This window comes from Mediterraneibacter catenae, from assembly GCF_008691045.1.
Taxonomy (GTDB): domain Bacteria; phylum Bacillota; class Clostridia; order Lachnospirales; family Lachnospiraceae; genus Mediterraneibacter; species Mediterraneibacter ornithocaccae.
The window spans coordinates 297,809-318,865 of record NZ_VMSO01000001.1 but is presented as its reverse complement, the minus strand read 5'-3'; the positions used below and the strand labels follow the sequence as shown (position 1 = coordinate 318,865).

General features: G+C 48.6%; 21 protein-coding genes and 1 riboswitch. Of the genes, 5 read left to right on the top strand and 16 right to left on the bottom strand.

What is annotated here, in order from left to right:
- Positions 1-2 precede the first annotated feature (2 nt).
- The 6 genes from FNY66_RS01430 to FNY66_RS01405 all read right to left on the bottom strand — a co-directional run bounded on the left by FNY66_RS01430 (position 3) and on the right by FNY66_RS01405 (position 5,009).
- Complete coding sequence (locus tag FNY66_RS01430) at positions 3-662, bottom strand: HAD family hydrolase (RefSeq protein WP_150310077.1); 660 nt, start codon at positions 660-662, stop codon at positions 3-5.
- Positions 663-685: 23 nt separating this feature from the next.
- Entirely contained in the window at positions 686-1,339 is a 654-nt protein-coding gene (gene thiE, locus FNY66_RS01425) for a thiamine phosphate synthase (RefSeq protein ID WP_150310076.1), read from the bottom strand.
- Positions 1,326-2,144 carry a hydroxyethylthiazole kinase gene (gene thiM, locus FNY66_RS01420; protein WP_087150215.1) on the bottom strand — a complete coding sequence of 273 codons (819 nt, stop codon included), beginning with the start codon at positions 2,142-2,144 and terminating at the stop codon, positions 1,326-1,328. Before thiM ends, thiE begins: the two co-directional genes overlap by 14 nt.
- 73 nt (positions 2,145-2,217) lie before the next feature.
- A riboswitch (TPP riboswitch) is annotated at positions 2,218-2,328 on the bottom strand.
- Between the two features lie 206 nt (positions 2,329-2,534).
- Complete coding sequence (gene thiW / locus FNY66_RS01415; RefSeq protein ID WP_087150214.1) at positions 2,535-3,065, bottom strand: energy coupling factor transporter S component ThiW; 531 nt, start codon at positions 3,063-3,065, stop codon at positions 2,535-2,537.
- Between the two features lie 351 nt (positions 3,066-3,416).
- Positions 3,417-3,929, bottom strand: a complete 513-nt coding sequence (locus FNY66_RS01410; protein WP_150310075.1) for a DUF6442 family protein — start codon at positions 3,927-3,929, stop codon at positions 3,417-3,419.
- Positions 3,930-4,091: 162 nt separating this feature from the next.
- On the bottom strand, positions 4,092-5,009 hold the full coding sequence (locus tag FNY66_RS01405) for a hypothetical protein (protein WP_150310074.1): 918 nt from the start codon (positions 5,007-5,009) through the stop codon (positions 4,092-4,094).
- A gap of 136 nt (positions 5,010-5,145) precedes the next feature.
- On the opposite strand from FNY66_RS01405, the gene FNY66_RS01400 reads away from it, so the two are divergent.
- Positions 5,146-5,613, top strand: a complete 468-nt coding sequence (locus tag FNY66_RS01400; RefSeq protein ID WP_150310073.1) for a YbaK/EbsC family protein — start codon at positions 5,146-5,148, stop codon at positions 5,611-5,613.
- Between the two features lie 65 nt (positions 5,614-5,678).
- On the opposite strand, the gene FNY66_RS01395 is transcribed toward FNY66_RS01400, so the two are convergent.
- Genes FNY66_RS01395 through FNY66_RS01385 form a run of 3 tightly spaced genes read right to left on the bottom strand, consistent with a single transcriptional unit; the run spans position 5,679 to position 8,327 of the window.
- Positions 5,679-6,617, bottom strand: a complete 939-nt coding sequence (locus FNY66_RS01395; protein ID WP_087150210.1) for a SufB/SufD family protein — start codon at positions 6,615-6,617, stop codon at positions 5,679-5,681.
- Positions 6,607-7,353 (bottom strand): ABC transporter ATP-binding protein, encoded by a 747-nt coding sequence (locus FNY66_RS01390; protein ID WP_087150209.1) that lies wholly within the window; start codon positions 7,351-7,353, stop codon positions 6,607-6,609. Before FNY66_RS01390 ends, FNY66_RS01395 begins: the two co-directional genes overlap by 11 nt.
- A 47-nt stretch (positions 7,354-7,400) precedes the next feature.
- A complete protein-coding gene (locus tag FNY66_RS01385) occupies positions 7,401-8,327 on the bottom strand; it encodes a LysR family transcriptional regulator (protein ID WP_087150208.1) in 927 nt (308 codons plus the stop codon).
- A 229-nt stretch (positions 8,328-8,556) separates the two neighbouring features.
- Between FNY66_RS01385 and FNY66_RS01380 the strand changes: the two genes are divergently transcribed.
- Positions 8,557-9,564: a YeiH family protein gene (locus FNY66_RS01380; protein ID WP_150310072.1), complete on the top strand. Its 1,008-nt coding sequence runs from the start codon at positions 8,557-8,559 to the stop codon at positions 9,562-9,564.
- A 75-nt stretch (positions 9,565-9,639) separates the two neighbouring features.
- On the opposite strand, the gene FNY66_RS01375 is transcribed toward FNY66_RS01380, so the two are convergent.
- The 6 genes from FNY66_RS01375 to FNY66_RS01350 all read right to left on the bottom strand — a co-directional run bounded on the left by FNY66_RS01375 (position 9,640) and on the right by FNY66_RS01350 (position 16,938).
- Positions 9,640-10,977, bottom strand: a complete 1,338-nt coding sequence (locus FNY66_RS01375; protein ID WP_229409416.1) for an MATE family efflux transporter — start codon at positions 10,975-10,977, stop codon at positions 9,640-9,642.
- 138 nt (positions 10,978-11,115) lie between these two features.
- Positions 11,116-11,604 carry a flavodoxin family protein gene (locus FNY66_RS01370; RefSeq protein ID WP_087150206.1) on the bottom strand — a complete coding sequence of 163 codons (489 nt, stop codon included), beginning with the start codon at positions 11,602-11,604 and terminating at the stop codon, positions 11,116-11,118.
- Between the two features lie 243 nt (positions 11,605-11,847).
- Positions 11,848-13,341 carry a glycoside hydrolase family 32 protein gene (locus FNY66_RS01365; protein ID WP_150310071.1) on the bottom strand — a complete coding sequence of 498 codons (1,494 nt, stop codon included), beginning with the start codon at positions 13,339-13,341 and terminating at the stop codon, positions 11,848-11,850.
- Positions 13,342-13,363: 22 nt separating this feature from the next.
- The gene (locus FNY66_RS01360) at positions 13,364-15,070 is read right to left on the bottom strand and encodes a type 2 periplasmic-binding domain-containing protein (RefSeq protein WP_150310070.1); all 1,707 of its coding nucleotides are present in this window, start codon (positions 15,068-15,070) and stop codon (positions 13,364-13,366) included.
- Between the two features lie 14 nt (positions 15,071-15,084).
- On the bottom strand, positions 15,085-15,984 hold the full coding sequence (locus FNY66_RS01355; RefSeq protein ID WP_190324743.1) for a carbohydrate ABC transporter permease: 900 nt from the start codon (positions 15,982-15,984) through the stop codon (positions 15,085-15,087).
- A gap of 12 nt (positions 15,985-15,996) precedes the next feature.
- The gene (locus tag FNY66_RS01350) at positions 15,997-16,938 is read right to left on the bottom strand and encodes an ABC transporter permease (RefSeq protein ID WP_150310069.1); all 942 of its coding nucleotides are present in this window, start codon (positions 16,936-16,938) and stop codon (positions 15,997-15,999) included.
- Between the two features lie 459 nt (positions 16,939-17,397).
- On the opposite strand from FNY66_RS01350, the gene FNY66_RS01345 reads away from it, so the two are divergent.
- A complete protein-coding gene (locus tag FNY66_RS01345) occupies positions 17,398-18,432 on the top strand; it encodes a LacI family DNA-binding transcriptional regulator (RefSeq protein WP_150310068.1) in 1,035 nt (344 codons plus the stop codon).
- Between the two features lie 85 nt (positions 18,433-18,517).
- Here FNY66_RS01345 and FNY66_RS01340 read toward each other — a convergent pair whose 3' ends face one another.
- On the bottom strand, positions 18,518-19,867 hold the full coding sequence (locus FNY66_RS01340; protein ID WP_150310067.1) for an MATE family efflux transporter: 1,350 nt from the start codon (positions 19,865-19,867) through the stop codon (positions 18,518-18,520).
- Positions 19,868-20,068: 201 nt separating this feature from the next.
- Here FNY66_RS01340 and FNY66_RS01335 point away from each other — a divergent pair, with 201 nt between their 5' ends.
- Positions 20,069-20,497, top strand: a complete 429-nt coding sequence (locus tag FNY66_RS01335) for a GNAT family N-acetyltransferase (RefSeq protein WP_150310066.1) — start codon at positions 20,069-20,071, stop codon at positions 20,495-20,497.
- Between the two features lie 66 nt (positions 20,498-20,563).
- Positions 20,564-20,995 (top strand): MarR family winged helix-turn-helix transcriptional regulator, encoded by a 432-nt coding sequence (locus FNY66_RS01330; protein ID WP_150310065.1) that lies wholly within the window; start codon positions 20,564-20,566, stop codon positions 20,993-20,995.
- Positions 20,996-21,057: the final 62 nt, after the last annotated feature.

Genomic DNA, 21,057 nt, shown 5'->3' with positions numbered 1-21,057 from the left:
TGTTATGCGGACGCCCTTTTCCAGAATAAATTAAAATCCTTGAACTCCGGCAGATAAATATCTGCCGTGTTCCATATCTGTGCGAGATTCCGGTCGCTCGCCTGGTCGTAGACCCCTACCGTCTTAAATCCCGCCTGTTTTGCCGTCTTAAGCGCATGTAGCGCATCCTCAAACACCCATGTCTCAGAAGGATCTGTGTCGAGCTGGAGAGCAGCGGCATAATAGATATCCGGCTGGCTCTTGCTGCTGCCGATTTCCGAACAGGTGAAGATTCCCTGAAAGTAAGAGAGTATCTTCAGCCTTTTCAATGCGGATTCTGCATTCTTCTGGTCACCTGATGTGGCAATCGCCATGGGAACCTTTCGGTCCCGGAATTCCTGTAGATACTGTCTGACGCCTTCTTTTAACGGCACTCGTTTCTCATAAAACTCCTGCACCTCACGGTTCAGACCCCTGACAATCTCCTCCGGTGTCTTTTCAATTCCATAATGCGATATAAGATACTCCGCGCCTTCTTCAAGACTCATCGCAAACAATATTTCGCCGAGGTCTTTCTCTGCCTCGACCCCCAGCCTGTTCAGATAGAGCTCTCCCAGATTTTCCCATACAGGCATGGAGTTTAACAATACTCCGTCCACATCAAATATCACTCCACGAATCATATCACGCATCTCCTTCTGACTGTTTATATTGTCTCTTCCGTACGCAGCTTCAGCGTTTGTGCCGCAGCTTCGATATCTTTCTGTGCAAAGATTGCGCTGATCACGGCTATGCCGCAGATCCCTGTGCCGGCAAGTTCTGTCACATTGTCCGCAGTGATGCCGCCGATGGCAATAACCGGTATATCCACGGCCTTACATATCTCTTTAACCGTCTCGTGGCTTACTTCCACTGCGTCTGCCTTAGAACCTGTCGGAAATACCGCTCCTACACCAAGGTAATCCGCGCCGTGTTCCTGTGCCTTTAAGGCCTGTTCCACAGTCTGCGCCGAAACGCCGATGATCTTGTCCGGTCCGAGTTTCCTTCTCACATCTCCGGCTTCCATATCACTCTGTCCTACGTGGACACCGTCCGCACCGATCTGTGCGGCAATCCCCACGTTATCGTTGATAACAAACGGCACGCGATATTGAGCGCACAGCTTCTTTATCTCCTTTGCCTCCTCAAGAAATGCTTCTTCATCCAGATTCTTTTCCCTGAGCTGGACAAATGTCACGCCGCCCTTTAATGCTTTCTCAACCTGATCATACAGAGACTCTCCGTTCAGCCAGCTCCGGTCTGTGACCGCATAGAGGAGCAGATCCTCTTTTCTGCAGTTTCCCTGGTTATCTGATCTCATATTTTGCCCCCTTCTCAAGCTCTTCACCCGTCATATTGTAGATCGCATCGATGATCCGGTTGCGGTAAGTAGAGTTTCCGTCCCCTTCCTGCATCCGGCTCCAGCCGATCTCACCTGCCAGTCCCATGACACAGACTGCTGCCGCTGCCGCCTCGAGGGGATGTTCCGGATTCGCCGTTACATAGGCTGTCATCATGCCGGAAAGCTGACATCCAGTCCCTGTGATCTTTCCCATCTCCGGCCTTCCGTTGCGGATCACATAGCATGTCTTGCCGTCGGACACCAGGTCGATAGCCCCGGTCACGGCGATGATCGTCCCTGTCTCTTCTGCAAATTTCTTTACAAATGCAACTGCTTCGTCAAGATTTCCCTCTGTCACCGCATCTGCCACATCCGCGTCCACGCCTTTCGTCGTGCCGCTTCCAAGAGCAAGCGTTTTAATCTCTGAAATATTTCCGCGGATAACAGATAAATTCAGTTCTTTCATGAGCCCGAGAGCTGTATTTGTGCGAAGCGCACTTGCTCCTGCCCCTACCGGATCAAGAAGCACCGGATGCCCGAGCTCGTTTGCTTTTCTGCCCGCACGGAACATGCCCTCGATACTCGTCTTATGGAGGGTTCCGATATTGATATTCAGTCCGCCGCAGACAGATGTGATATCTTCCACATCCTCCGCCTCGTCAGACATGATCGGACTTCCTCCGCATGCCAAAAGTACATTTGCCACATCGTTTACTGTCACATAGTTAGTGATATTATGTACCAGTGGTACTGTATTTCTTACATTTTCCAGATATTCTCTCATCGTATTTCCACCTTTCATATTTCCAAAAAAGGAATAAAAAAACGGGAAGCCCTGCAAAAGGGTACGCCCGCGTCAGTAGTCTCTCTATATTCCCTACGTTGGCATTACCCAAATCAGGTAGCGGGTCGAAGCGATTCATCTTCCTCTCAGCCTGCTTGATACGCAAGCTCCCCGTTTTTTCATATGTGTTTCAGACAATCTTCTTTTAACAGTTCAGCCATCAGGAATGGACTGGGCTGATTTATGCTTGCATAAGGATCAGTCCGGCCTGTTCCTGATGAGCCGAGCGCCAGTCAATGAGCAAAGAAGCGGCATAGCCGCAGTAAGCACGCCAGTGCGTCTTTGCGAATGGCGCGAGCTGAACTGATATATATCCCTGCAAATATTACATCAGTGTTTTATTTTCTGAGGCTCTGCATCCAGATTACCCAGATAAACGTCAAACACTTTCATTTTCTTCATCGCAGTCACGAGCACCGCAGCTATAACAGTGCCGCCGCAGCTTGAAACGAAGAAAGGAAGTACAAAACCAAATACCGCGCTCTCACTTCCCATGATCAGTGTGGCGATCGGATAGCTCAGAAGTCCTCCGATAACTGATGTGCCGAACAGCTCTCCCGCATAGGCAAAGGGAAGATGCTTTCCGTACTTATACAGCATGCCGCACAGAAATGCTCCGCACATGGAGCCGGGAAATGCAAGCAGTGTGCCTGTCCCCATCAGATTTCTTAAAAGACTGGTTACAAACGCCATGCCCACTGCATAGCCTGGTCCTAAGAACACTCCGCCGAGAATATTGATGAAGTGCTGGACCGGAGCGCATTTGGATGCCCCGATCGGGATGGACAGCGGCGAACATACGATACCGACCGCTACCAGTATTCCCGCAAGGGCAAGTTTCCTTACGTTGACATTTTTCATGTCTCTACCTCCTGTACACATATCGGTCGATGCTTACTGGCATCCTCTCACTCCGGAACACGGATTCCCTCGCATATTGTTTTCGTATCGCGTACAGTGAAAACCCGGAACGGCGCTCCCCGCCCGGTAAAACCTCTTTCGTGTGATCTTTGATTCGATTGTCCGAAAATAATGTTACCACGTCCCAATGAGAAATGCAATAAGATTGAGACCTGCCGTAAGCGCCCACACAATCCCGTATCCAAGTAATTGTTGACTTCTCGTCCTACGGTATCTGGAACAGTAGAAATTGTATATCCTATCTGGCAGGGTGCCATATACTTCAATCCAAAGCAAACAGAATCCAATACTCTACCATGTCCGTACAATAAACCCGATAAGACTTGTAACCATACCAAGAATCCCTCCTGCTATAATAATTGCTGACAAAACATCTCTTTTTATCCGATATCTGTAATAATACATTGCCGTGCTATATGCAAGGAAAAGGGCAAGAACACCGGCATACTCTACATTTTTTATGAGACAATAGATCAGAAGCAAAACTGCAAGTATATAAAACCAGAAATATCCATATCTAAAACTCTTCAGTATATTTAAGTCAACTAAGCCGATAATATTTGTCTCACTTTTTTTTCTGTATTCCTTTTCTGAAATAATCTCCCCGCTCAGCAGGTCATTGACTCCGACCTTCAGTATTCTACTCAGAGGCTGGAGCAGTGACAGATCAGGCATGCAGCGTCCATTCTCCCACTTAGATACTGCCCGATCTGTAATGCCGAGCTTTTCTGCCAGTTCTTTCTGTGTAAGATTCAGTTCTTTTCTTCTTTTGGCGATGAAAGCCCCTGTTTTTTCCTGATTCATCTGCGCCCCTCCCTAGCTATGTTATAAATCCGTTTTGCCATTTCTTATCACATTCCTATTCACACATTTTCAGATATGTAAAAAGGCAGGAAGTTTCACCTATCTTCCTGCCTCTAATATACATCCCTGCATGCAAAAAGTAACCATACCGGTGGTTGAATTTCACTTTTTTGCCGCTTTCAGCCACTGCTTCACCACAGTGACATCCTCCTCTACCGCGCGTGCGATCGTTTCAGGCGGCATTCCTATCTGATCCAAATTAACCGCTGCCTTCCTGCTGCTTTCAAGGCGGCCTGATTTCCTGCCTTCACGCAGTCCGGATTTCTTTCCCTCACGTATTCCTTCTATTTTTCCCTCTTCTCTGATTCTTTCCATGATCTCACACATAATCTCTATACCTCCTTCCTCAGTCTTTAAGAACCGCACCTGCTTCGACAACTCTCCCTCCCTGTCATCGAAAGGATCTGCGGTTTTAAAATATTTCATTAATTTTGCTATTCTGCTCCTGTCATCTATTTCGGTATTTACATAGATAAGATGGGCGCCGTCCGTATACGGCTGTCCGCTCTTCCGGAATCGCTTTTCTTCCTCGTAAACAGTACAGCCGCCTTTCCAGATATCCTTTCTGCTGATGTAGAAAATGTATCTCTCCGGCAGTTCACTGTAGTCTTTCCCTTTTCTCAGAATCTCTCCATCAGTCAGTGATCCGTAAAATCTGGTCCTTCGCGCATGATCTGTCACATCCGCTCCCTCGATTTCAAGATGATAGAGCGTTTTGTCTGCATCTTCCGCAAGAACGTCAAGTCTGGCTCCGTGCGAGGTGACTTTTGAAATAACATACTGTGTTTTAACAGATACGAGCGTGATCCCCGGATTCCCTATCAGGATGCGCACTACATGCTGACAGGCTTTCAGATCGGATAATACGACCGACATAAATACATCGCTGAGCAGAGTAAGCTGCTCCAAATCTTTCAGCCTGCGTTCACGCTCCCGGAGCAGATCTGCTGAATCAGGCGGATGTACAGCTTCGAAATTATAAACCTGCTTTTTCTTCTGATATTTCTTTTTATTTTTCATATAATGCCTTATGGCTGCGATAATTCAATACAACCTTATTCTAGCATGGCAGTCATGTCATGTAAACCGATGCTACCAAAGTTGTCCGATACCTGTTATAATTGGATAAAATGAAACAAAGGAAGTAGTTATAATTATGTCTGTAGAAATTGTAAGAAACTATTTTAAGGAAAACAATATTGACAAAGAAATTCTAGAATTTCCCGTCTCCAGTGCTACCGTCGAACTGGCGGCTCAGGCTGTAGGAGTGGAACCGGCGCGTATCGCCAAGACGCTTTCGTTTTATACGAAGGAAAAAGACGCCGCGATCCTCATCGTGACCGCAGGCGACATGAAGATCGACAACAGTAAATTCAAGCATTTCTTCGGGATGAAGGCGAAGATGCTGGCCGCGGAAGATGTGGAAAAACTGACCGGATACGCCATCGGAGGCGTGTGCCCGTTCGGAAATCCAGAAAACACTTCTGTATATCTGGATGTCTCGCTAAAGAGATTTGAGACTGTGTTCCCTGCTGCGGGAAGCGCGAACTCTGCCGTAGAGCTGACCTGCGAAGAACTGGAGCAGGATTCAAAAGCAAAAGAATGGATTGACGTGTGCAAATAGGATAACTGTCAAAAGGCTCCTCTCATACGATGTTCTCATATGAGAGGAGCTTCCTAATTTTCACCCTATTTCAGGAAACTTTCTATAATCACGGCTTCAGCCTCTTCCTCATTAAGACCGAATGTCCTCAGTTTCACAAGCTGTTCGTCGTTGATCCTGCCGATCGCCGCCTCGTGGATGATCTGCGCATCCACATGTTTTGCATCAATCTCGGGGATTGAACTGATCTCAGCCGTATCCATAATAATGGAATCGCACTGCACATGAGCATGGCAGCGGTTGTTTCCGATTGCTCTCGGGTGGAATACCTGTCTGGAGGTTCCTTTTCCGACGGAACGGGATACAATCCTGGCGGAACTGTTCTCGCCGTTCAGCTCTACGTCCATATTGGAGATTGCTGTCTGTCCTTCATCTGTCATCAGCTTCTCTGTCACGAAGAGCTTCGCATTGTCTGCAAGCTCGATGTAGTTCTCACGTTCTGTGGAATCCACGCCTTTGATCTGCGTTGTCTCAAGTGTAAATGTAGAGTCTTCTCCCACATAGATCTTCGTCACCGGATTGAGGACTTTCTGTCCTGTACCGTTTCCTTCTGCGTAGTGATTCTCTACATATTTCACGTTGCATCCTTTCCCCACATGAAATGCATGGATGCCGTCATGGCGTGTCTCGGAGCAGCCCTCGCCGTGGATACCGCAACCGGCGATGATCGTCACATCAGCTCCGTCCTCAATGTAGAAATCATTGTACACCACATCGACGCCTTCCTGGCTCATAACGACCGGGATGTGCACCTGCTCGTCTTTTGCCTCACCGCTGATATGGATATCGATTCCCGGCTTATCCTCTTTCTTCACAATATGGATATGGCGGCTGTCGCCGTGGCAGACGGCCATGCCGTTCAGCCTCAGGTTGTATGCGCCTTCCTGTTTAAACCCGTAGGAGTCGATCACTTTCAGCACATCTTCTGTCACTTTGTCGAGCTTCGCTGTCTGATTACTCTCCATAGAGCTCACCTCCCTTTTGTCTCCTGCACTCGCAGGAATCCAGTTCCCCGCCGAACAGTGTCGGCATAATATCCTTCGCATCTCCGATAGATTCTACCTTTCCGTCGGAAATGACCATGATCCGGTCTGCCATCTGTATAATCCTCTCCTGATGAGAGATCAGGATCAGGCTTTCTTTCTTCTCTTTGTGTATCTGCTCAAACCGCTTGATCAGCATAGAGAAGCTCCAGAGGTCAATCCCCGCCTCCGGTTCGTCAAATACACAGATCTTATGCTGTTTCGCCAGAACAGTCGCAATCTCAATCCTCTTCATTTCACCACCCGAGAGCGTTGCATCCGCCTCACGGTCAATATACTCCATTGCACAGAGACCTACACTGCTCAGAAGATTACAGCACGTCTTCTCGTCCAGCGGCTGTCCTGCTGCCAGTGACAGAAGTCTGCGCACCGTCATTCCTTTAAAACGGGGCGGCTGCTGGAATGCAAAGCCGATGCCCGCCTTAGCACGCTCATCGATGGTGTAATCCGTGATATCCTGTCCGTCAAGAGTGATCGTTCCCGCGGTAGACTTGTTGATCCCCATGAGCAGTTTGGCAAGTGTGGACTTTCCTCCGCCGTTCGGTCCGGTGATCACAAGCATCTCTCCGTCATTTACAGTAAAGCTCACGTCAGATAAGATCTCCGACTGTTTTCCTTCTTCTACAACATCATATGACAAATGTTCTACCTGTAACATCTCTTAAGTTCACTTCCTTCTTATTATATCTCTAATGTGAAAATCCGCTATACGGAAAACCTGCAGAAAATCTCCTTATACCTGTCCGCATAGATGCTCCCCCGCCTCCAGATAAAGTTGAATTCGTGGGAAATATCGAAACCTTTCAGTGGAATCCTTTTCAAAATCCCCTTTTTCAAATCCTCCCGCACAGCAGTCTCATATAAAAATGTAATACCGCATCCGGCTTTTGTCAACTCCCTGATAGTCTGAAGACTTCCCACTTCCATCACTTTGTCAAAGTCCCGCACACTCAGATTCTGAGCATCCAGACAGCGTTCCAGCACCTCACGCGTTCCCGATCCCTCCTCGCGTACAAGCAGGCGTTCATGAAAAAGATTCTCAATGCCCATCATCTGTCCGGAAGGCGCAGTGTCTCTTAAACCGCCGGAAGAACCGGCTTCATTCTGTCCGTAGAATACATAGTCCGGCGCACATACCGCAATATAGTTTTCCTCCGAATACTTCTGGTAATCGTATTCATTCTTCTGAAAAAAGCCTTCCACAAGGGCAAAGTCAATCGTCCCCTCGTCCAGTCTCTTCAGAAGTTCCTGCGTATTCTCCACGATCATGCATATCCTTGCATCCGGGTATTCCCGCAGATAACGCTCGAGAATTCGGCCCATGAGCACGTCGCCGACTGTCCTGGTAGCCCCGAAACGGATCTCTTCCTCCTCTTCGCTCTTCTGCATCTGATTCTGCATGGAAATCTCGTCGTGCATCATAGTGAGCGATGCATTTCGCAGGATCTCTCCGGCACCCGTGAGCTTTAATTTCTTACCCTCATATCGGAAAAGTTTCGTATTATAATGCTTCTCCAGAAAATGAATATGCTGGGACACCGCAGGCTGTGTGATATTCAGTTTTTCCGATGCTCGCGTGAAATTCATACACTGACATACAGTTAGAAATGTTTCCATCCTAAAATCAAGCATTACCTCACTCCCCTTATCTTCGGCAACACAAAACTGACAATATGTAAAAGAAACCCGGGCGGAGATCTGTCAGAACTCCGCCCAAATCTATAAAGAACTACTCCCTGCGCATTATCATAACATATATTTATGATAAAATAAATATTAATAATTTTATTTTATGATTTTTTTATGATATCTTATGACTTGCAGACAAATATTGGAAATCATAAAGGAAGGAAATAAAACAATGAACTTCTTAAAGAAAAACGGAGCAGGGCTCCTGCTCTGCCTTATTATCGCAGTACCGTCCTGGTTTCTCGGGCAGGCACTCCCTGTCATCGGCGGTCCGGTATTCGCCATACTCATCGGTATGATCCTTACATTGATACTGACAAAAAAGGAACCCTTTACCGCGGGCATCAATTATACTTCCAAAAAGATTCTGCAGGCGGCCGTGGTATTTTTAGGATTCGGCATGAACCTGACCGAGATCCTCGCTAAGGGAAAACAGTCTCTTCCGATCATCATCTCTACGATCGCGACCTCCCTTATCATCGCATTTATCTTATACAAAGCGCTGAAACTGCGCACAAACAACGCAATACTGGTAGGAGTCGGTTCTTCGATCTGCGGCGGGAGCGCCATCGCAGCTACAGCTCCGGTAATAGAGGCCACCGACGAGGAAGTGGCACAGTCCATCTCTGTCATCTTCCTGTTCAATGTGCTCGCTGCTCTCATTTTTCCCACACTGGGATCCATGTTGGGCTTAAGCAACGAGGGCTTCGGCCTGTTCGCCGGAACAGCCATCAACGATACTTCTTCTGTTACGGCCGCCGCGACTGCATGGGACGGAATCCACGGAAGCAATACACTGGAATCCGCTGCAATCGTAAAAATGACAAGAACCCTTGCGATCATTCCGATCACATTGATCCTTGCCATCTGGCGCGGGAAGAAGGCGAAAAATTCGGCAGGCTCGACCTTCAGCCTGAAAAAAGCTTTTCCGTTCTTTGTACTCTTTTTCATGCTGGCATCCGTCGTGACCACAGTATTCCAGCTTCCGGTCAGCGTGACGGATCCGCTCAAGGAGCTGAGTAAATTCCTGATTGTCATGGCGATGGCGGCGATCGGACTCAACACAAACATCGTCAAACTGGTAAAGACCGGCGGGAAACCGATCTTCACCGGATTCTGCTGCTGGCTGGGGATCTCACTTGTAAGTTTGGGGATGCAGCATGTGCTTGGTATATGGTAAATCTATCCAAAAATGGAAATAGGGACGTAGTAAAATGCGATTTTACTACGTCCCCATTTCCACCATTTCCATTTTTTATCCATTAACGGTTTTTAACTGTCGTATACACTTTTTCCGAACGAAATAGAAGCACACTGCCTGCATGAGGATTGTCGCAATCCAAGATCCCGGATAGGAGATGAACAGGAAGAACAGCGATCTGTGATGCGGGAAGAATCCGTAGATCCACACGATCCTTGTCCCAACTGTACCGATCACGGACAATACCATAGGGACAGCAGAGTGCCCCATCCCGCGAAGTGCTCCCGGGATCAGATCCATGATGCCGCAGAGGAAATACGGTACTGTCGTGATCGACAGGATCTCCATGCCGCACTTAATTACTTCTGCATCCGATGTATAGATCCCAAGGACCTGCGAACCGAATATGTATGCCCCGACGCCGAGCACTGCTGATACCCCCGCCGACAGGATCATGCAGTCCAGAAGGATCCTGTCCATACGTTTCTGCTTGCCCACACTGTAGTTCTGGCTGGTGAAACTCATACACGCCTGTGTGACAGCATTGACTGACACATATAAAAATCCGAGAACATTATTTGCCGCCGTATAGCCCGCCATTGCCGTCGATCCGAACGAATTGACAGACGACTGGAGCATTGCATTGGAAAAATTGATCACCGTGCTTTGGATTCCCGCGGGTATACCCACCTGAAAGATGCGTTTCAGGTAGATCCATTTGATCGTGAGCTTCGAGAACCGGAGCTGATAGCTCCCGTCTGACCTGTGGAGGCACCACAACACCAGTATACAGGAAACGAACTGGGAACTCACCGTCCCGATAGCTACACCCGCTACCCCCAGCGGGATAACGATCACCAGCAGCAGATCCAGTGCAACATTCGCCATCCCTGCTGTCGCAAGGAAGAGCAGCGGGCGCTTGGTGTCTCCTACTGCTCTTAAAACTGCCGCTCCGTAGTTATATAACATGAAAAACGGCATTCCCATAAAATAAATTCTCATATAAGTAACAGACTGATCGATCACATCCGCGGGCGTATCCATAAGGTCAAGTGCCAGTCTGGAAGCCCCTGCTCCGACAAATGCCATGATAACACCGCTGATCAGCGCAAGCGTGATTGCTGTATGTACCGCCTCCGACATCTCTTTATCGCGCCCTGCTGCGAAATACCTGGCCGCAAGGACATTTGCCCCCAGCGAGATGCCGATAAAAAGATTGGTGAAAATATTGATCAGTGCAGTTGTCGAGCCGACCGCCGCAAGCGCCTGACTGCTGTCAAACCTTCCGACCACAATAATATCCACCGCATTAAACATCAGCTGCAGGATACTGGAAAGCATAAGTGGAAGTGAAAACGAGATCAATTTATCCATGATCGATCCGTTGCACATATCTATTTCATATTTACTGGTTTTCAATGTCCGGTCCCCTCCATTCCATTTTGCAATGGATATCTTACTCCGTTCTTTGGGGTTCGTCAATAGATACGGGGCACCGGCCGGCAGTGCAGTTCTGCTTTTGCTTCTGAACTACTTTATTGATTTTCCCAGTTCATAGGCTTCCTTAAGCTCTGGTTTTCCCTCTATATCTCCCACATCACCGTTGCCTCCGGCAAGGACATGGCCAAAATTCTTCCATCTCAGGTGCTCCATCAGGTGGTCATAATAAAGAAGGACGTCATCAAATCCGTTTCCTTCTGCTGCCATCAAAAGCGCGGAAGATCTGTCGTGTCCTCTGAGGAGATTGCCGTCGCCTTCCTCCAGCGCAAACAGACGGTCGATCGCTGTCCGGATCTGACCGCTCATATTCCAGTAATAAAGCGGTGTGGCAAGGACGACCACATCGGACTCTTTTACCGCCGGATAGATCTGATCCATATCATCCTTCTGAACACAGGGACATTCCCTGCTGCTGTGCCCGCCGAAGCATCCTCTGCAGCCGTGAATATCCATGCCGCTTAAGAAAAATTCCGTCACTGTATTACCCGCACTTTCCGCTCCTACTGTAAAGGATTTTATGAGCGCCGATCCCTATCCTGGATGGAATGTGCGAATGGGGCGACAAAAACCGGCTTTGATAAGCCGGTTTTTATCACTCAATCTCTTATTCACGGGTATCGTCCACACCCTCACTTTTATTTCGTTCCCGGATCAGAAGCTGTATCAGACAGCAATCTCTCCATACTCTTTTACCTCCGGTTCGTCATTCTTCTGTATCTTTGCAGCCTGCTCCTCCGATAAAGTATCTTTTCCGGATACAGACTATCCTTCAGACACCAGGTCATATTTCACCACATCCATATTCACCGTTCCGTCTGCGAAGAAGGAGATCCCGTCCGCCGACTGATCCGTATACATGGTTGCCGTCATGACCTGTTCACCGTCGTTTACGAAGACTTCCACACTGAACCGGTCCAGGATCACCCTGAGCTTCAGCTCTCCGTTTGTACTGTTCACAAGGCTTCTTCTCTGATGGATGATCGCCCTTCTGGAGCCGGAGAATTTCCGGTCCACCTTGAGGACCGACTCGCGGGGACGGAAGCTGACCGCTGTCTGGTACTTTTCATCCTGCGCGAAACGCAGGGCAAACTTCTGATACAGCTTCTCCCCTTCCGCCGGGCGCAGGGTCAGTTCCATGTCTACTTTTCTTCCCCTGATCCCGTTCAGGCTGATCACGTCGGAGAACGTCACATTGTGGTATTCTACTTTGTTTCTTCTCATTTCATCCAGCTCTCTCACCGGTCTCTGATAAAGCCGGCCGCCTTTTAGAAACAGTTCTCTGGGAAGGCTCATCTGACCGAACCATTTTTCCTCCGGGGAGCGAAGGCTGCAGGCATCCCAGTTCTGCATCCAGCCGATCATCACGCGTCTGCCGTCCGGAGTCAGGACCGTCTGCGGAGCATAGAAGTCGATCCCGTAGTCGATCGCCTGGTTATGCTGTTCCGTAAATTTCCCGGTCTCCTCATCATACTCTCCGATCAGGCAGAGGGTGCCGTTCCCGTTATGGTACTCAAACCCTTCCGGCAGCATATCCTGCGGGCTTGTCAGAAGGACCCATTTGCCGTCCAGTCTGAAGAAATCTGGGCATTCCCACATCTTGCCGAACCGGTTATTGTTCGCGGCAAGCACGCTTTTAAACTTCCACTGAAAGCCGTCCGGGCTGGTGTACAAAAGGATCTGCCCGCTTCCGTCCGCCGGCCGGTTCCCGACCACGCAGCAATAGGTGCCGTCTTCCGCCTGCCACATCTTCGGATCCCGGAAGTCATGGACACTGCTTCCTTCTGGGATATCGTTTTTCTCCAGCACCGGATTCCCCGCACACTTCTCATAATCCACGCCGTCGCCCACGGCAAGGCACTGGGTCTGCGTATCGCAGTGTTCTCCATTCTCCTTACGCTCGCGCAGCACTCCGGTGTACATCAGCAGCTGTCTGCCGTCCGGGAGCGTCAACGCGCTCCCGGAAAAGCAGCCGTCCCGGTCGTAAGCCTCATCCGGCGCCAGAGCTGCCGGAAGATAATCCCAGTGCAGAAAATCTTTCGTCACCGCGTGCCCCCAGTGCATGGAGTCCCAGCGCGGTGCATATGGGTTGTACTGGTAAAACAGATGGTACTGTCCGTTATAATATGAGAATCCATTGGGGTCGTTCATCCAGCCGGTCCGCACCGACAGATGAAAATCCGGGCGTTCCTCCTGCTTTATCATTTTCTCAGATGCCTCTTCATATTTTCTTGCTTCACGCAGCGTCTGACTTGTCATATTGATCCGATTCCTTTCCTGCTTAATTTTCTGCCGCAGCCTCAGAAGATCCCGCTTCCATTTCCGCAAGGGACTCCTGATAGCTGTCGAAATATTTCTGCTTGATCTGGAGGTATTCTGACAGGCCGTAGTCTTCCATCTTCTGGAGATACTCGTCCCACTCTTCCTCGATCCCGCCGTTTAAGATCCAGTCCGCTTTCTTCTGTTCCGCGTACTTTTTAATATCTGTATCCAGCTGCGACACTCTGTTCGTGTCGTCGATGCTCATAAATACATTCGGGTATACATACTTGCTGTGCATATCGTCCAGATAAACCTCATGCATATTGTCGAGGCGCCATTTGGCATCGTCCGGCTGTGTCACATAGACGTCATAATAATCATTCAGCACAGCCAGCGGGCCGTTGACGGACTGCGCCTGCCGCACTTCCACCGGGGAAGCGTCCCCCAGGTCGAGGTGTTTGAGCATCGGACCGCCCTCGGCGTTGGTGCTCATCTCAAAAATGTTGTCCGCGTCCTTCTCTCCGTAGGTTCCCCAGTTGTTCTGCGGAGACTGGAGGGGAGCGTACATCTGGTCGATCCATGCCGCCGCAAGTGCCGTATCCCGGCAGCTTGTCGTAAGCACGCATCTTCCGCGGTCAAATCCGCTGGTCTCGCTTCCATTCTGCCTTGTAATATTGACAAGGCCGTCCGGTCCCGCAAGCGCCGGCATCATCACGTAATCCTCATAGTTGTCGATATTTGCGATGTCCCATGTAAAGCAGAGGCCGTATCTGTGGTTCTTTCCCTTTGCCACATAGGTGGACCACTCCTGGGTAAATGCTTCCGGGTCTACAAGATCCTGTTCTACAAGAGAGTGGAGCCACTCGATTCCTTCCTTGTAGCCCTCCTGCACCGCTGTATAGATCACTTCTCCGTCGTCTGTCACCGCGAAATGATCTCCGGTATCTCCATAGCCTTCCCCGAAGCCGTTGATCAGGATCGCGGGATCCTGGTCGCCGTTGTTGATGATAAATGACATGGGGATCACATCGCCCTCGATATCAAACTCTTCTTCAAGAGCGTCCGCGTTATCGCGGAATGCGATCAGCGCCTGCTCCAGTTCGTCTGTTGTGGTCGGCACATCGAGTCCGAGGAAATCCAGCCATTTCTTATTAATATACGGGATATCACCGATGGCCTGGATCGCTTCTTTGCCTTCACCCAGCTGCTCGATCCACGGGAACGAGTAGATATGTCCGTCCGGCGCAGTCACCATGGTCCGGTACTCCGGATATTTCTCAAACACCGCCTGAAGGTTCGGCATATATTTGTCGATCAGATTCTCCAACGGGATGATGATCCCCTGTTTTGCATACCGGAGCAGGTCATAGTCGTTCATGCCCGCCGTGAAAAGTCCGTCCGGCAGGTTTCCAAACTGTGCCAGGGCGAGGTTTTTCTTATCTGCAAACTGGTCGTCCACAAAACACGTCCAGTCGATATGTACATTGGTCTGCTCCTCCAGCCTCTGGAAGATCAGTTTCTCATTGGGCTCCTGCGTGGTCGTCGCCGGAGCGCTTGTGATAAACGAAAGCTCTTTCGTCTCTTTGAGCGGAAATGTTACTTCTTCGACCGGAGTATCCGGATCTGTATCTGCAACCTGTGCGGTCCCGCTGCTGCACCCGAACAGGGACAGTGTCAATATGAGGGACAGGCCAAGACCTGTCAGTCTTTTGATCCTATTTTTCATCGATTCTCAGCCTCCTAACCTTTTACAGAACCTACCATGATTCCCTTGTCAAAATACTTCTGGAAGAACGGATACATGATCAGAAGCGGAAGGCTCGATACAACGATCGTCGCGTATTTCAAAAGCTCCGCCACCTTCGCCATCTCCGCCGTGCTCTGGATATCTGCGATCATACCCGGCTGAGGAGTATTCTGTACGAGGATCGACCGTAAGACAAGCTGCAGCGGCTGCATATCCGCGTCGTTTAAGTAGATCATGGCGTCGAAATAGCTGTTCCACATTCCCACGAAGGACCACAGCGCCAGCACGGCGATGATCGGCTTGCACACCGGTATCATGATCTTAAAGAAATGCTGGATCTCGCTCGCCCCGTCCAGCGAGGACGCCTCTCTGAGTTCTCCCGGGATCGACTGGAAATAAGTCCTTGCGAGGATCATGTTCCACACGTTGAACGCGCCCGGAAGGAGGATCGCCCAGATCGTATTGACCATGTGCAGGTTGTTGATCAGGATGAACGTGGGGATCATCCCGCCGCCGAAGAACATCGTGATCACAAAGATCACGTTGAAAAAGTTCCGTCCAACAAACTCCTTCTTGGACATCGGGTATGCGGCGAGCAGCGTCACTAACACCGAGATCACCGTAAATCCCGCTGAATAGAAGAATGAGTTGGCAAAGCCCCGCCAGATCATATCATTTTCCAGCACACGCCTGTAGGCGTCCAGCGTCCAGTCCTTAAAGTTGAAGCTCAGCCCCTGATTGTTCAGCACGTTCGGGTCCATAAAGGAGGCGAGGACTACGTACACAAGCGGCACAAAGACTGCCAGCACGAACAGGCCGAGCAGTGTATATCCGACGCCGAGAATCACTTTGTCGGATGTTCCGAGTTTCATTTTTCTTCTCGTTTCCATCATCAAATCCCCCTTTTATAATCCTTCGCCGTCGTTCAACTTCTTCACTACCCAGTTCACAAAGATCAGAAGGATCACGTTGATCACTGAATTGAAGAGACCGACTGCCGTTGAATATCCGTAGTCTCCGTTGAGAAGACCGAGCCTGTATACATATGTAGAAAGGATCTCGGAAGCCGGCAGGTTCATATCTGTCTGCAGCGCATAGGCTTTCTCAAATCCGATGCTCATGATGTTGCCGGCCTGAAGGATAAACTGGATCACGATGATATCTTTGATCGCAGGAAGCTGTACGTAACGGATCTGCTGCAGGATATTCGCTCCGTCCACGATCGCCGCTTCTTCCAGATCCTTGCTGGCATTGGACAGCGCCGCCGTATACATGATGGAAGACCACCCGGCAGTCTGCCAGATCCCGCTGGCGATGTAGATCGTCCGGAATGCTTCCGGCATTGTCATCCAGTTGGTGTCGATCCCGAATAATGAATTGATCGGTCCCACCGGAGAAAGGAACATGCGGACCATACCGCAGAGTACGATGACCGAGATAAAGTTCGGCGCGTAGATCAGCAGCTGGATCTTCTTTCTAATCCCCGTCCTGCGGATCTGGTTGAGCAGAAGCGCGAGGATGATCGGAATCGGGAAGCCCCATAACAGCCCGAATACACTCAACTTCAGCGTGTTCATCAGATAGTTCATAAAATCCGGTGACGAAAGAAATCTTCGGAAATAATCCAGTCCCACCCACGGACTTCCGAGCACGCCTTCGATTACATTGTAATCCTCAAAGGCGATCAGGATACCGCCCATCGGACCATACTTGAAGATCAGCGTAAGCAGCAGCCCCGGCAGAAGAAAGAACACATACAGCTGCCAGTTCTTTTTTACATACTTCAGTTTTTCCCGCGGCGTCTGCTTAGCGATGACTGCCGTGTTTTTTTTACGGAAAACTCTCATTTTAAGCCCCTCCTGTGTTTACATTTGCACATCTTGCATTTTTCGATCGATCTTTTTATGCATAGATAGTTTATAGGTTGTGATTATAGTATCATTTATTGTGCATAATGTCAATCACATTTTTACATTTGCATAACATTTTCATTTTACAAATGCACCATTTTAACAATTTATGTAAAACCAGCAGTTCCGATTCCGATAATATCTATCTTTTAACATTTTTACATTTGACAAATTTGCACAATTCCATTACATTAAATGTAACAGTTCAGCCATATGATATCAGTCGGCAGATTTATGCTTGCATAAGAATCTGCCGGCTGATAATCAGATGTGCTGAGCGCCTGTCAATGAGTAAAACAGCGGCGGCAGCCGCAATAAGCACGAAGTGCGGTTTTACGAATGGCGCGTGCTGAACTGTTATAATGCATCATCACTATTATTCGGGAGGTACTATAAATGGAAAAGAAAATCACGATTCAGGATATTGCAGACGCTTTAGGTCTTTCCAGAAATACGGTATCAAAAGCACTGAATAATACGGGCGTCCTTGCCGCGGACACCCGGCAGAAAATACTTGAGAAAGCTGCGGAAATGGGATACCGCCGGGTCATCTATATCTCAGAGCCTTCCCCGGCAGAAAAAGGAGAGGTAAAGGAACTTGCCCTGATCACACAGAATATGCCTTACGGATCCCATTTTGGTACCTATGCACTGAACACTTTTCAGGAGCGGATGAGCAAGAATAACTACCGGCTGTCCATGTTTCCGGTAAGGGATACAGAGATTGCTTCGTTAAATCTTCCAATGGGTTTTAATAAGGAAAAGACTGCCGGAATCATATGTCTCGAGCTGTTTGACCCGGAATATATCGAGATGCTGAACACTCTCGATATCCCTCTTCTCTTCCTCGATACAGCGGCCGATATTGACATGACGCAGATCAATGCGGATTTTCTGCTCATGGAAAATCATATGAGTATGTTTAATCTCACTGATACACTGATACAAAACGGATACCGGCGCTTTGCATTTGCCGGGAATCCGGGACACTGCCGTTCTTTCTCGGAGAGATATCAGGGTTTTGTACACGCCCTCAGCGCCAATCAGCTCGAGCCCTGCAGCACACAGTTCACCGGCCGTTCAGTCTTCTCAGATTCCCAAACCCTTGAGGAAACGGTCAATCGGACACTGCAGCTTCCTGAAGTAATTGTGTGTGCCAATGACGCCACTGCGGTCAACCTGATCCGTGCCCTTAAAAAGTGCGGAATAAATGTACCTGGCGATATCCTGATTACAGGTTTTGACAACTCTACGGAGTCAAGAATCGTCGAACCCCGCCTGACAACTGTTGACATTCCCAGTTCTAAGATGGGTTATATTGCGGCAGATATGCTGCTCTCCCGCATCAACGAACCGGATATGCCCTACCGGATCACACACGTCCAGACAACATTGAAATTCAGGGCTTCCACAGGGGATCTTAACTTCTGACAGATATAAAAAAGATTTCAGTGCTATTTCTAACACTGAAATCTTTTTTTCATAGGCTTCCTGATAATGCAGCAGCAGGACACCATCAAATAACCCTGTGCTCCAGCCATCTGCGGCTTCTGAACCTTACCGTATAGATAATGCACCTCACGGTCCAATCCGTAAACATACCGATCCACACTGCCATAGGACCCATGCCGAATACTCTCGCCAGAATGATCACAAATGTAACCCGGCAGACCCACATAGAGACCACAGAGACTATCATGGTAAACTTCACGTCTCCCGCCGCCCGGAATCCATACGCAGGTATAAAAGACATGACCCATACCACCGGCTTTACAACGGTGATCCATGTTACCATGTAGATGCACATTTTTGCGCTCTCCGATTCCATGCCGCCAAAATACGTGATCGGGCGGACAAATGCATACATGACAAGGCATGAGACGATAATAATAACCTCCGATATGATGCACAGTTTTTTCACATAATAGACTGCCTCTTCTTTTCTTCCGGCCCCCAGTGTCTCCCCGACAATCGTCATCAGGCCGACGCCAACGCCCAGAGCAAGGATTCCGTTCAGGTTCTCGATAATATTGGTCATTCCCTGAGCTGCGATGGCCGCCGTTCCCATTAGTGACACCGTAGACTGGATCGCAAGTTTCCCGAACTGGAACATACCATTCTCCACACCGGAAGGGATACCAATATTCAGGATCCTGCGGATCACCCTCCAGTCCGGGCGGATCGACAGATAATCTTTCAATACAATCTCCAGATCTTTTCTTCGCAGTCTGATCATAACAACGATCATGGAAAAGATCCTTGCCAGCAGGGTTGCGAAAGCAGAACCCGGAACTCCCAGATGCAGTTTCCATACAAAAAGCAGATTCAGCGCCAAGTTGACCCCGTTTGCCGCCACAGAGATCATCATCGGGAAACGGCTGTTTTCCTGTGCTCTGAGGATTGATGCTCCGTCGTCATACAGAGCAATAAACGGGTATGAAACTGCGGAAATGAAGAAATACTGTCTCGCCTTCTCCATAACCTCAGGCTCAACTTCTCCGAAGATCACTCTCAGAATCTGATGGTTAAAGATCAGGCATAGCACCGTTATAACAACGGACATGAACAATGTAATAAATACCAGCTGCCTTGCAGCGCCATTTGCATGCTCCCTGTTCCGTAAACCAAGGTAATGGGAACATACCACCGTACCGCCGGAAGCAAGAGCGAAAAACGCCTGCACAATCAGCATATTAATGGAATCCACCAGAGATACCGCAGAGATCGCCGCAGATCCCAGATTGCTGACTACAAAGGTATCCACACTTCCCATAAAAGAATTCAGGAGCTGATCCAGAGCCAGAGGGATCAGAAGGGCGGCAAGTTTTCTATTATCAAACAAAAGCGTCTGTGTTCTATTCTTCATGATATTTCGTCCTTTATCGTTCAATGACAGTTCCCCCCGCTCCATTCGCAAAGCTGAGCTGCCACACTTATTCTAACACATTCAGACATCCCTTGACCAAGAATTACTGAAAATGCTACAATGCATTTATCGCGGGCGATGATCAGACTAAAAAATGCCGCAGCCGAATACTAACATTGGTCACAACTGAGGAGCAGCATAATGGATATTAAAGTTTATCATACATTACACAAGGATGCCGTTAAGATCAGAAAAGAAGTGTTTATGGAAGAACAGGGCTTTCATGATGAATTTGATGAAACAGACGGGAACGCTGTTCATCTTGTCCTGTACATAGACCAGATTCCCGCCGCCACATGCCGGTTTTTCCCCGGACAGACACAGGGCGAATATATCGTCGGGCGAATCGCCGTTGAAAAAGAATTTCGCGGAAATCATCTCGGTTCCCGGATCCTTTCCGCTGCTGAATCCGAGATCAGAAACTCTGGCGGCAACACCGTCCGCCTGCACGCCCAGCAGCAGGCAAGACCTTTTTATGAAAAGCAGGGCTATACCATTTTCGGAGAACCGGATTTTGATGAAGACTGCCCGCATATCTGGATGGAGAAGTCACTGATAAAAATCTATTGACTTATGTACGGAATCGGATATAATAAAAAATGTACGAAATCGGACATCTGATGAGGAGGAATAAATTTGCACTATTTAGAAACCGGGCAATATACCTATTTAGCAGGAGAAATCAATGCTTTATACCACGAAGCGGCTGTAAAAACAGGAATTTCGGACAGCGTTCAAAATATTCTATATGTACTTTGTGAGAAAGACGGGCAATGCCTGCAAAGTGAAATAAGCAAACTTACAGGTATCAGCCGCCAGACAATCAATTCTGCCATTCGCAAATTGGAAAAAGAGGAAATCGTATATTTAAAACAAGGAAAAGGCAGAAACACAATTCTCTGCCTGACTGAAAAGGGAAAGAAATTTTCATCAGAAAAAATAATGCCTCTGCACGAAATTGAAAACAAAATCTGGAACGAGTGGACAGAGGAGGAACAGCAGCAATATCTGACGCTCACAAAAAAATATCGTGACGGATTAAAAAAATATCTGGAAGCCATGTTATAAAAACGGAAAACAAAATCTTATGAAGGGAGGTGGCTTGATGTCGGCAGCAGCACAATAAGGGG